This is a genomic window from Jeotgalibaca sp. MA1X17-3, from assembly GCF_021513155.1.
Lineage (GTDB): Bacteria > Bacillota > Bacilli > Lactobacillales > Aerococcaceae > Jeotgalibaca.
The window spans coordinates 2,140,241-2,153,222 of the sequence record NZ_CP090983.1 but is presented as its reverse complement, the minus strand read 5'-3'; the positions used below and the strand labels follow the sequence as shown (position 1 = coordinate 2,153,222).

8 protein-coding genes and 1 pseudogene are annotated in these 12,982 nt (G+C 35.6%); 5 read left to right on the top strand and 4 right to left on the bottom strand.

Annotated features, from left to right (window positions below; genetic code table 11):
* Nucleotides 1-43: 43 nt before the first annotated feature.
* The 3 genes from LZ578_RS10730 to uvrC all read right to left on the bottom strand — a co-directional run bounded on the left by LZ578_RS10730 (nucleotide 44) and on the right by uvrC (nucleotide 4,279).
* A protein-coding gene (locus tag LZ578_RS10730) for an IS3 family transposase (RefSeq protein ID WP_235145171.1) occupies nucleotides 44-1,470 on the bottom strand; the annotation gives its coding sequence in 2 pieces (ribosomal slippage) (nucleotides 44-993 and nucleotides 993-1,470; 1,428 coding nt in all).
* 74 nt (nucleotides 1,471-1,544) lie between these two features.
* Entirely contained in the window at nucleotides 1,545-2,396 is an 852-nt protein-coding gene (locus LZ578_RS10725; RefSeq protein ID WP_235145170.1) for a DegV family protein, read from the bottom strand.
* A 95-nt stretch (nucleotides 2,397-2,491) separates the two neighbouring features.
* Nucleotides 2,492-4,279 carry an excinuclease ABC subunit UvrC gene (uvrC, locus tag LZ578_RS10720; protein WP_235145169.1) on the bottom strand — a complete coding sequence of 596 codons (1,788 nt, stop codon included), beginning with the start codon at nucleotides 4,277-4,279 and terminating at the stop codon, nucleotides 2,492-2,494.
* Nucleotides 4,280-4,425: 146 nt separating this feature from the next.
* Between uvrC and LZ578_RS10715 the strand changes: the two genes are divergently transcribed.
* The 4 genes and pseudogenes from LZ578_RS10715 (at nucleotide 4,426) to LZ578_RS10700 (ending at nucleotide 8,836) form a co-directional block, all read left to right on the top strand.
* Nucleotides 4,426-5,469, top strand: coding sequence for a LacI family DNA-binding transcriptional regulator (locus LZ578_RS10715; RefSeq protein ID WP_255763870.1), 1,044 nt, complete (start codon nucleotides 4,426-4,428; stop codon nucleotides 5,467-5,469).
* A gap of 151 nt (nucleotides 5,470-5,620) precedes the next feature.
* Nucleotides 5,621-7,000, top strand: a pseudogene (locus LZ578_RS10710) (sucrose-specific PTS transporter subunit IIBC); the annotation flags it as partial.
* A 52-nt stretch (nucleotides 7,001-7,052) separates the two neighbouring features.
* On the top strand, nucleotides 7,053-8,438 hold the full coding sequence (locus tag LZ578_RS10705; protein ID WP_235145166.1) for a sucrose-6-phosphate hydrolase: 1,386 nt from the start codon (nucleotides 7,053-7,055) through the stop codon (nucleotides 8,436-8,438).
* A gap of 188 nt (nucleotides 8,439-8,626) precedes the next feature.
* Nucleotides 8,627-8,836, top strand: coding sequence for a hypothetical protein (locus LZ578_RS10700; protein ID WP_235145165.1), 210 nt, complete (start codon nucleotides 8,627-8,629; stop codon nucleotides 8,834-8,836).
* 90 nt (nucleotides 8,837-8,926) lie between these two features.
* On the opposite strand, the gene LZ578_RS10695 is transcribed toward LZ578_RS10700, so the two are convergent.
* Nucleotides 8,927-11,494 carry a vitamin B12-dependent ribonucleotide reductase gene (locus LZ578_RS10695; protein WP_235145164.1) on the bottom strand — a complete coding sequence of 856 codons (2,568 nt, stop codon included), beginning with the start codon at nucleotides 11,492-11,494 and terminating at the stop codon, nucleotides 8,927-8,929.
* A gap of 375 nt (nucleotides 11,495-11,869) precedes the next feature.
* On the opposite strand from LZ578_RS10695, the gene LZ578_RS10690 reads away from it, so the two are divergent.
* Complete coding sequence (locus tag LZ578_RS10690) at nucleotides 11,870-12,883, top strand: diacylglycerol kinase (RefSeq protein ID WP_235145163.1); 1,014 nt, start codon at nucleotides 11,870-11,872, stop codon at nucleotides 12,881-12,883.
* Nucleotides 12,884-12,982: the final 99 nt, after the last annotated feature.

Here is a 12,982-nt window from a genome sequence, read left to right as displayed (position 1 = left end):
AAAGTTAGACTTTTTTGCAGAGTAGATTATTCTACTCTGTTTTTTATGCGCTTTGTTTTAAAGAAGGTGATGATAATCGGTATTCAATTGGACTTAACCAATTAAGTTTCTCCTTCATTCGATCGTTATTGTAATAATTAATGAAGATCACTATTGCTTTCTTTAATTCCCCGTAACTTTTATAAATACGTCCATGATACATTTCCTGTTTCAATATACTAAAGAAGTTCTCCATTGGACTGTTATCGAAGCAGTTTCCCTTACGGGACATACTTTGGAAAATGTTGTTGTCTTCTAATTCTACACCATAGGCCTTCATTTGATACGCCCAGCCCTGATCTGAATGGAACGTTCGTCTATATTTACACGTTCTCGAAGCCTGGATAGCGTCATTTAAAGCTGCTATAATGCTTTCGCCATTGGGTTGTTTAGTCACTTTAAAACTAATGATCTCGCGATTAAATAAATCCATAAATGGATCGAGGTATAACTTTTTAATTTGCAAACGACCTGATTCGTCTTTCTCATAATATTTAAACTCCGTCGTGTCCGTAGTGATTTTTTGATAAGGGATAGAGGAGTTAAACCGTCTATTTATACGATTAGGAGCTAGAACTCCGACGTTACCTTTATAAGAACTGTATTTTCGTGATTTTCGAGAATAAGATTTAACGCGGATATCAAGTTCAACCATGAGTCGTTGAAGCTTTTTATGATTGATTTCAACACCATACTTAAGTAACTCTTTTTTCATACGTCGGTACCCATAATCAGCGTGCTGCTTTCTTATAGTCATCATCACTTCTTTGATTTCTTTATCTGGGTCTTCTCGATCAAAACGTTTTTGCCAGTACATATACGTTGATTTAGGAAATTTTACGACCTCAAGAATGTCTTTTAATTTGAATCGTCCTCGGAGGGTGTGAATGACTCTTGAGATTTGTTCGTTGCTTTGTGCGATTCCTCGCTCCGCAACCTCCTGAGTTCTTTTAAAAAGGCGTTCTCTATTTCTAAACGATGGACTTGTTTTTTCAACTCTTCAATATGGGGTTCTTGAGACCCGTTGGTCTCACGAGACTCTTGGTCTTTAGAATGTTGATCTGGAGTCATTTTAGGCGGTCTTCCTTTCGCTTTAGAAAGGCCTTCCATACCTTCGCTATGAAAGACTTGAACCCATCTTGCCAAGAGACTGGGATTATTAATTTCAAGTTCTATAGCGAGATTCTGATAGGACATTTCTGTAGTTAAATATAACTCTACCGCATTTACCTTGAATTGAACAGAATAACTCTTATTTTGACGACTACGTTTTAAACTATCCTTTCCCATTGCTTTATAGCTATTCACCCATTTTTTAACAGTTGAATCAGACGTAACACCATATTTATTGGCGAGGTAATAATATCCCCCTTTGCCATTCATATAATCTTCAACGATTTTTAATTTCAACTCGTAACTATATTTAGCCATAAAAATACCCCCAAAAGATAGATTTTTAAGGTCTAACTTTCGGGGGTCGGCTCAAAGGGATCATTTCTTTTTTATTATTCAAATTGATTTAAGTAGAAGATTCCGATTGTTCCCATTCCAGTGTGAGCAGAAATGACTGCTCCGATAGGATAATCAATAATTTCTGCTGGTTTCATATTTTGAGTAATATATTCTTTCATTTCTTGGACGATTTCATGATCATTTGTATGAACAATCAAAATGGTTTGTTCTTTTATTTGATCGGCTTCTTTTTCAAGACGTTCATACATTCGATTCAATACCCTTTTACGACCCCGGAATTTCTCTTGTGGAACCAATTTTCCATCTACTACTTGCAAAAGAGGGTGAATATTGAGTAAAGAACCTAAGAAGGCACCAGATTTCGAAAGACGCCCACCTTCTGCTAAATAATTTAAATCTTGGACCGTAAAAAGTGAAACCGTATGATCAATCATGAACCGTACTCGTTCTTCAATTTCATCTATAGAAAAGCCATTTTCTAGCATTTCAATGGCTTCTCGTGCCATCAGAGCAATCCCTAAAGAAGCATTCTGTGAATCGATAATCCGTAAATCCCATTTCGGGAATTCCTCTTTAACTTGATTATAAGCAATCATTGCTGTTTGATACGTCCCAGATAATTCAGAAGAAAGAGTAATATAAATGCTGTTCTCACTTTTCATAGCTAATTTATGAAAACATGTATAAAATTTTTCTAAAGATACTTGACTGGTACGAGGGTGCTTTCCTTCTTTAATGAAATCATAGATTTTTTCATTCGTAATTTCATACATATCTGTATATTCCTGATCGCCCATAATAACAAATAAAGGTAAAACTTCAACTTGATTTTCTTCAAGATAGGATAAAGGTAAATCACAAGCACTATCGACAATAATCTTCATTCATTTTCCTCCTCCAAAATATTTGGAATGAATATCTTATTTCAGTATATCATTTTTAAACAAACAAAAAAATGTTTTGGAGGACCAGAAGATGATTATCCTTTTTTTACTTCTGCAAAGGTGGCTAAGATACTATGTGCTACTTTTTCAGGTATACCTAGTTTTTTGAAATCATCTATGGAAGCTTCACGTATATTTTTTAATGTTCTAAATTCTTTCAACACTTTTGTACGTGTTTTTGGTCCCACTCCATTAATTTGATCCAGTTGAGAAGAAAAGCTGTTTTTCCCTCGTATTTGTCGATGGAAAGTAATGGCAAAGCGGTGAACTTCTTCCTGGATTCGTTGTACCAAATGAAAAGCTTGGCTATTTGGACTTAATTTGATGATTTCGTATTCATCACCAAATAAAAGAGAAGCTGTTTTGTGTTTACTATCTTTAACCATTCCCACTACAGGAATATCTAGTCCTAATTCGTCTTCAAGCACTTCTTTAGCCGCACGAATTTGAATTTTTCCACCATCCATTAAAATTAAATCAGGAAGAGGGCGACTTTCTCGCAATAAACGGGTATATCTTCTGCGAATGACTTCTTGAGTTGTCGCAAATTCATTACTTCCTTCAACCGTTTTAATTTTAAATTTACGATAAGAACTGGGGTCTTGTTTTCCATCTCGATAGACTACCATAGCAGAAACGGGGTTCGTTCCCATTATGTTCGAGTGGTCAAAGGCTTCGATCGTTTCAATATATTCACTTCCCAAAGCTTCAGAAAGTTCTTGAATAGCTCCAATCGTTTTTTTCTTATCTCGTTCAATCATCATAAATTTTTCGTTTAAAGCTAATTCACTGTTTGTAATCGCTAATTCTAAGATACTCTTCTTGCTTCCTCTTTTAGGAACGTGTACTTTTGTATTCAAAGTTTCAGTAAGTAAATCTGTGTCTACACCTTCAGAAACCAAAATTTCTTTCGGTAGAATATGGTTTTGTTCTTGATAAAATTGAACGATAAAAGATACTAACTCTTCTTCCGGAATACCATAACAAGGAAAAAGGGCAGCTTCCCGTTTAATAATTGTAGATTGTCGTAAAAGAAAGACTTGGATACTCATCCAACTCTTATCCATATGAAATGCAAATACATCTCGGTTTGTGTAGTCCCGTGACATAATATTTTGTTTTTCGACAGTCGTTTCAATGTAATGAATTTGATCCCGATAGTCGGCCGCCAATTCAAAATCTAACTCATCCGCAGCATGTTTCATTTTATGGACGAGGTCATTTTTAATATCTTTTACTTCACCATTTAAGAAGCGAGAGATTTTTTTGATTTGCTCTTGATATTCTTCAGAAGTTACTTCATGATCGCAACAACCAATGCATTGTCCCATGGAATAGTAAAGACAAGCTCTTTTTTGATTTTTAGCACATTTTCGTAATGGATACACCTTTTGAATAAATTGTTGAGTCTCCGTAGCGGCATAAACGTGAGGATACGGTCCAAAATAAATACCACCATCTTCTTCTACATAAGAAGAGATGATTAGTTGCGGGTCTTTCTCATTCGTAATTTTTAAATAAGGATACATCGTTCCTTGCTTTAATTTGATGTTATAGTGCGGTTGATATTGTCTAATTAAGCTGATTTCAAGTAGCAAAGATTCTTTGTCGGTAGACGTAACGATAAACTCAAAATGATCGATATCGGCAACTAGTAGGGCAGTTTTTCCTTCATGCTTTCCATGAAAATAAGACTTTACGCGATTTCGTAAATTCTTTGCTTTCCCGATATAAATGATTTCATTTTCTTTATTCTTCATAATATAACAGCCAGGTAAGTCTGGCAGCAGCGCTAATTTGTTTTCAATTTGTTCTCTGCTCATTTTGTTCATCCTTTATATCACTGGTATCAATTATTATATCACAGAACCAAACATTCGTTCAGTAGAAGGATTAAGGATCACAAACCAGTTTTAGCTACTAAAATAGGTTTTCTTTTTCTGAAAAACAGAGTAATCAGTGAAAGGATATGCTATGCTTTGAAGAAAGAAATCGTAAAAAGAGAGGAGAACCTATGATTACTATTACTGATATAGCGAATAAAGCTGGGGTAGCAAAAAGTACAGTATCTCGCTATTTAAATGGTGGGTCTGTTAGTCCAAAAACTAAAATGAAAATTGAGAAAATTATCAAAGAAACAGGGTATAAACCAAATCCTTTCGCTCAAAGCTTAAAGGCACGTCGTACTAATTTAATTGGTACGATTATCCCACGGTTAGATTCTTATTCAACAAATGAAGCTCTTACAGCTATAGATGAGGAATTAAGAAAAAAGAACCGACAACATATGATTACGAATAGTAACCAAGATCCACTCATTGAAGTAGAGAATATCTATACACTTGCAAAACAAAAAGTAGATGGAATATTATTATTCGCTGGGGCAATTACCGATGCTCATCGTGTTGCTTTTCAAAAAATAGATATTCCTATAGTAGTCTTGGGACAATCCGTGGATGGACGAGCCTGTATTATTCATAATGATGAACAAGCAGGCTATGAAATGGGTAGCTATATAAGAGAGTTAGGACATGAACGAATCTTACTTCTAACGGTTACAGAAGCGGATATTGCTATCGGTCAAAGAAGAAAAAAGGGGATTATCCGTGCTTTACAAGAAAATTCAAATTGCACTTGGACAAGCCATGAGACTTCCTTTGTTTTTGATGAAGCGTACGAGGATTGTAAAAAAATTATTCAGAAAACGGATGCGACGGCAATTATCTGTTTGACAGACACAATCGCTTTAGCTGCTATGAAAGCCATCCATGAATTAGGTCTAAAAATTCCAAATGATTTTTCTTTAAGTGGTTTTGGAGGATACGCCGCAGGACAAATTGTGACTCCACCGATTACCACCGTTCACTATCCATATAAAAAATTAGGGAAACTAGCAGTTCAAACTTTATTACAGTCTATGGATGGAGGAGAAGTTCCTGAGCTTCAAGTCCTCTCTAACTCATTACATATTCAAGAGTCAACCTCAGGGTATCATCAACAATTAGATGCTTAAGAAAATAAATCTGCTCCTTTTATTTATTAAGGAGCAGATTTATTTTTATTTAAAAAAACAAGAGTTTTATAATTCACTCTAGACAAATAGAACCGGTTCCAATATAATGGGTTTAGAAATCGTTTACAACGAATCAAAAGGAGAGAGAAATATGTCAGAAAATAAAAGAATTGCTCGTGAGATTATTGAAGCAGTAGGAAGCCAAGACAATATTGAATCCATCGCCCACTGTGCTACTCGCCTTAGAATCATGGTGAAAGACAAAGAAAAAATTGATGAAGAGAAAATGGAAGGAATTGACAAAGTAAAAGGTGCTTTCTTCAATGCAGGGCAATATCAAATTATTTTAGGTACCGGTACCGTTAATAAGATATATGCAGAAGCAATTAATCTAGGAATGCCTGAAACGTCAACTTCTAATCAAAAACAAGAAGCTGGAAAAAAGGGAAATCCATTCCAACGTGCCATTCGTACTTTTGGTGATGTATTTGTTCCCATTATTCCTGTTCTCGTTGCAACTGGATTATTTATGGGATTACGTGGACTTCTTACACAAGATGATATTCTAGCATTAGTCGGACTTAGTTCTGCTAGTATCAGTGAAAACTTTATATTGTATACACAAGTATTAACTGACACAGCTTTTGCATTCCTTCCTGCGTTAGTAGCATGGTCTAGTTTCCGTGTTTTTGGTGGCTCTCCCGTCATCGGAATTGTATTAGGTTTGATGTTAGTGAATCCAGCCTTGCCAAATGCTTATGAAGTTGCTGCAGGGGATGCAAGTGCGATCATGATGTTTGGGTTTATTCCAGTAGTTGGATACCAAGGAACGGTTTTACCAGCCTTTATCGCAGGATTTTTAGGAGCTAAATTAGAGAAATTAATTCGCAAAAAAGTTCCAGAGTATCTTGATTTATTAGTTACACCCTTTGCCACTTTATTACTAATGAGCGTTATTTCTCTATTCTTCATCGGACCAATTTTTCACTCATTAGAACTAGTTTTATTAGATGCAACAGTGTGGGTATTGCAATTACCATTTGGTTTGGCTGGAATTGTTATAGGTGGCTTAAATCAATTAATTGTCATTACCGGAATTCATCATATTTTCAATTTCTTAGAAATTCAATTACTAGCCAATAACGGTGTAAATCCTTATAATGCCATTATTACAGCCAGTGTTGCTGCACAAGGTGGGGCTACATTAGCAGTTGCAATGAAAACAAAATCGAAAAAATTAAAAGCTTTAGCATATCCTTCTACACTTTCTGCTCTATTAGGTATTACCGAACCAGCTATTTTCGGGGTAAATCTTCGTTATGTTAAACCATTTATCTTTGGTCTAGTCGGTGGTGCAGTTGGTGGATTTTTGAGTTCCATTCTTGGTTTAGAAGCAACGGGAATGTCATTAACGGTAATTCCTGGAGCGTTATTATACTTGAATAGTCAGATTTGGATCTATTTGTTAGTAAATATCGTTGCTATGGCAGTAGCGTTTACGTTAACCTATCTCTTTGGTTTTACTGACAAAGCTCGTGAAGAAATTGAAGGGAAATAAATAAGAGGCTAATAAAGGAGAAACAATGATAAACAAAAAAGAAAATAGATTACAGTTTCATATTGTTCCCCCACATGGACTATTAAATGATCCGAATGGATTATCTTATTTTAATGGAAAACATCATGTATTCTACCAGTGGAATCAAAATGGGACGACTCATCAAAATAAAAGTTGGGGACATGTGAGTAGTGAAGACTTTATCAAATGGGAAACTCATCCACCTGCTTTAGAGCCAGGTGATTGGTTTGATAAAGATGGCTGTTATTCAGGAAGTGCAGTAATTGATCAAGAAAAGATGTATCTATTTTATACAGGAAACGTTCGAAATGAACGAGGTGAAAGAGAAAGCTATCAGTGTCTCGCAACGTCTGAAGATGGTATCCATTTTATTAAACAAGGTCCTATTCTGGAACAACCAAAAGGGTACACAGCTCATGTTCGTGATCCAAAAGTATGGCAAGATGAAACTGGATTATGGAACATGGTATTAGGTGCACAAACCCTAAAAGAAAAGGGTACTGCATTATTATATCAATCAAACAATTTAATAGATTGGAACCTAGTGAAAGATATCGGTGAAACCCTACCTTCAATGGGATATATGTGGGAATGTCCGGATTTCATTACGCTTGAAGACGATCAAGTATTCTTATACTGTCCACAAGGATCCGAAATAGATCGTCAACCAAATGAAAATTTATATCAATCAGGATATATAATCAGAAATGTATTGGAAGATGATACATGTAAACAACAAAGCTCAAAATTCCAAAAAGTAGATTATGGTTTTGAATTTTATGCACCACAAACCTATCAAGATTCAACAAATCGAACTATTTTATATGGTTGGTTAGGCTTGATGGATCCAGAAGTCGAGAAAACATTCCCGTCTGTAAAAGATGGATATATTCATGCACTAACCATTCCACGTTTGTTAGAAGTTGTTAGAGGGAAATTAATACAAAAACCACTTCCAGAACTAAAAAAATTACGAACGGAAGAATCATTAATATATGAAAATCGGCAAGAAATTGATTTACAACTTCCAACGTTGCAAAATGAAATAGAATGTCATTGGAAAAAAATCGAAAACGTTCAGATACATATCCGGAAAGAAGTAGAACTCAGTTACGATGCGGTCAAACAAGAAATTACAATCACTCGGACTAATTGGAAAACGCAGATGATTGAAAAAAGAATAGCCCAGTTAGACCAACCGATGCATCACCTACAAATATTTATGGAACATTCAAGTTTAGAGTTCTTTGTGAATGAAGGAGAAAAAGTTTTTTCTATGAGATATGTAGCAGAGGAATCGGAAAAAGGATTTCAAATAAAACAAATAGGCACTAGAAATAATACAATCACTATATGGCCTCTTCAAACTATAGATGGAATTTTATCTTAAAAAAAAGACTAGGTGACTAATTATTGTGGTACTGATCCCCAGAAGTTTAGATTTTATTCTAACTTATGGGGGTCTTTTTATAATAAAATGAAGTGAAATATTCATATTGAAAAAGGGAACCATGCTACGAAAGTCCCCAAAGAAATTAAAATGTGTTAATATAATAATAGAAAAAAGGAGGAAATGAAGTGAAAGTTACTGAAAAACAACACTATCAAATTACTTTGCTGTATGGGACAGTTCTTTTTCTCATAGGATTCATGGGTATTATTTTCCCTGAAACTTTAAGATTCATTGCTAATTTTTGTTTTATTTTTGGAGCTACTTCTTTACTCCAAGGGTTACTTTATCTAATAAAAAATAGAAGAAAAAAAGATTCAGAAAAAGAAAAAGTATAAGATATGAATTATTTCGAGAGTGTCCAGCTATTCTAAACAAAAAAAGGACCAAACAACAATTTGTTGTTTGGTCCTTTTTCCGATTTTTTATTAGAGGCCACATTTTAGTTGTGCGCCACAGTTCGAACAAGTATTACATCCACCTAAATCTTCAACTGTACCCATACGACAAATTGGACAAGTATTCCCAATTTCATTTCCGATCGTTACATTTGTAGATTCTAAATCAATGATAGAGTCAATAAGGAATGTTTTATCTTTATTAACTTTTACTTTTTCTTCTTCTTGCTCGCCTTCATCCATCACGTTCTCTTCTGCTTTCAAAGTAAGAACTTGGGAATCACGACTGCCATCTACATAAACGGTTCCGCCTTTAGCTCCGCCGTCATAGAGACGCTCATAAATCGCTTGTACTTGGTCTACGGTATAGCCTTTTGGAGCATTTACCGTTTTGGAGATGGAACTGTCAATCCAACGTTGAATCGTCGTTTGGACATCTACGTGCTCTTCAGGAGATAAGCTCTTAGCTGTAATGAAGTAGTCAGGTAGGTTGTCGAGATCCATTTTTGGATTACGCTCGGCAACTTCCTGAACGATTTCTGCTTTTACTTCAATAAATTTACCAAGACGTCCACTTCGGAAGTAAGAAAAGCTGAAGTATGGTTCTAGACCAGTAGAGACACCGGCCATCGTTCCAGTTGAACCTGTTGGAGCAACAGTTAACAAGTGGGAGTTACGAATTCCATATTTCAATACTCCTTCACGAATGTGTTCGGGCATTTTTTTCATAAATCCAGTGTTAACAAATTTTTCACGTAATTGTTGTGTTTCTTTTCCAGTTTCACCTACTAAGAATGGGAAACTACCTCTTGTTTTAGCTAGCTCAATACTTTGTTCATAAGCCGTAACCGCGATTGTCTTAAAGACTTGATCAATTAATTGGTTTCCTTCTTCAGAACCATAACGAACGCCACAATAAATCAACATGTCCGCTAATCCCATGATTCCCAAACCAACTCGACGCTCACCCAATGCTTGTTTTCGGTTATCTTCCAAGAAATAAGGAGTAGAGTCAATGACATTGTCTTGCATATGAACACCCATACGAACCGTACGCTCTAATTTTTCAAAGTCTACCATTTGCATATCTTTATTAACCATTTCAGCTAAATTAACAGCTGCTAAGTTACAAACAGAATAAGGAGCAAGAGGTTGTTCACCACAAGGGTTTGTTGCTACAACTTTTTGTCCGTATGCTTTTGCATTCGTCATTTCATTCGCGTTATCGATAAAGAAAATACCAGGTTCTGCTGCATAAGTAGCACATACATTAATTAGTTTCCATAAATCGCTCGCTTTGATTGTACGATAGGTACGAACCGCATTTCCTTGCGCTTCCCATTCACGAACATCTCCACAATTTTCCCATTCTGTGTCGTAGTGTTTCATCTCTTCAGGAGAATAATTTTCTACGTCAGGGAAGCGAAGCTCATAGTCTTCATCATTTTTAACAGCCTGCATAAAGTCATCGGTAATACATACTGAGATATTTGCGCCGGTAAGGAATTCTGGATCTGTTACAGAATAGGTCCCACCATCACGTAATTTCATTTCAGCGTCACGAATGACAGAAGGATCAAAACCACCATTTCCAGAAATGTTTTTGTAGTTTGCAATTCCTGTATACATATTAATTTCTTTAGGTGAAAAAGGTGTGAATTTTAATTTATCATGAGCCATCATTTGAATTTGTTCATCTTCAAAGTTTTCCATGATATAACGCAAAATACGTGGGTTTTGCATTTTAGAAATAATAAATTCAACGATATCTGGATGCCAATCGGTCAACATGATCATTTGGGCTCCACGACGTGAACCACCTTGTTCTACTAAGTGGGTTAGTTTTGCAATATCATCTAACCAAGAAACAGATCCAGAGGAACGGCCGTTTACTCCACGTGCTAGTGCATGACGAGGACGTAAAGTAGAACCGTTTGTACCTACACCACCACCACGACTCATAATTTCCATGACTTGTTTACGGTGTTCAGAAATACCACCTCGTGAGTCAGGAATAAAAGGCATTACGTAACAGTTGAAATAGGTAACATCCGTACCAGACCCTGCTCCATAAAGGACACGTCCAGCAGGAATAAAGTTTTTAGCTTTTTGTTCTTCATAAAATTCTAAGAAAGCCTCTTGACGTAATTCTGGAGAAATTTCAACTTCGGCAAGACCATGTGCATTTCGCATCGCAATTTGCTCGTAGTATAATTCTAAAGGTTTATCCAGTGTAATAATAGGACGGTTTACAATTCCTTCTTCTTCCATTCCAAATGTATCAAGAGTTTGCTTGTACGCATCTGAAACTTCAATGCGAGCCGTACCTTTATCCCAATCAAGAGAAAGAATGGTACCTGTTCCTCTAGCAGGATATTTTGGGTCCTCTTTAACAGTTAAAATAACGAAGTCACCTTCGGAAAGTGTTTCTTTTTTTGTATCTTTAAAGGAATAACGATCGAGCATGACTAGTCTTGCTACTCCATCATAAGTAATTTTCATATCTTCAGTAATTGGAAAGACATGATCAAAATGTTCAATATCTTTATTTAGTTTTTCATAACCTTGCTTCAAAGTGGTTGGAATTTCAGTTGCCACTTCTATCACTCCTATCTTAAAATCGTAAAGAGAAACACTATATGTAGTGCTAAACGCTCTTTTTATTCACTATATATACTAAACCACACACAAAGAAAAAGCTAGTGAACAATTCTGTGGAAGGAAGGATATAAAAATGAAAGCACGTGACAGGACGATTTATCATTAAAAAAACCCAATATAAGAAATGTCATCTTGAATATATAGAGCGAGCAATTTTTATATAATAAAATTCTTGACATACTTCTAGGAAAAAAACACTTTATTTATGGTATGATTTTAATAACAGAAGAAGTGGAGAGGCTTGTATTTCTTCTTTATATGAACCTTTTAGAACGATAAATAAACGTAGTAAAGAAAGGTGAGGATCATCAGATGAGAGCTCGAGTAATCTATAATCCAACAGCAGGAAGAGAGCAGTTAAAAAGAAACATGGTGGAAATTCTTCAAATTTTAGAAAAAGCAGGCTATGAAACAAGTGCGTTTGAGACAACTCCAAAGCCATACTCAGCACGTGATGAGGCAAGACGAGCGGCTCTAAATCACTTTGATTTGATTGTTGCTGCTGGGGGCGACGGTACCGTAAATGAAGTGATCAATGGCATTGCTGTCTTAGAAAATCGCCCTAAAGTTGGTATTATTCCTGCTGGGACAACAAACGATTACGCTCGTGCTCTTAAAATCCCTCGTTCTGATTTGTTAGAGGCCGCAGAGATTATTGCAGCTGGACATGCCATCCCGATGGATATTGGGAAAGCAAATGATGTATATTTTATGAATATTGCGGCAGGTGGCTACTTATCAGATGTAAGTTATGAAGTTCCGATCAAATTGAAGACAATCTTTGGATACCTTGCTTATTTAGTAAAAGGTGCTGAAAAGCTTCCCAGTATTAAGCCGATTCACATGCGGATTGAATATGATGATGGTGTATTTGATGGAATTGCCTCTATGTTCATTGTCGCTTTAACCAATTCTGCTGGGGGATTTGAAACGATTGATCCAGATATGTTATTGGGAGATGGAAAATTTACACTGTTTGTAGTTAAAACAGCAAGTATTTTTGAAATACTACAAGTTTTGGCTTCTGTTTTGAATAATGGAAATCATATTAATAATCCAAATGTGCTATACAAACAAACCTCTTATGTAAAAGCAGAATCTCGGGATGGACAACGTCTCATGATTAATTTGGATGGAGAATATGGGGGAGACGATCCCGTTACTTTTGTGAACCTACAACAGCATATTTACATAATGGGAAATACTTCGGAATATGCCGATCCAATTGATTCTAAAAAGAATAAAGTGGCTTTCATTAAAGAAATGGAGACTCTTCGACCAGAAGAATTAGATGATAACAGCCTTCCTTACGATGGAATTAATTAAATGACTATCTTATCTAAAAAAAATACTTTTTATTACCGAATTAAGCTTTAAAAATGGTATAGTGTTGGTCCAACTACTCACTCAATTGACATGACAAAA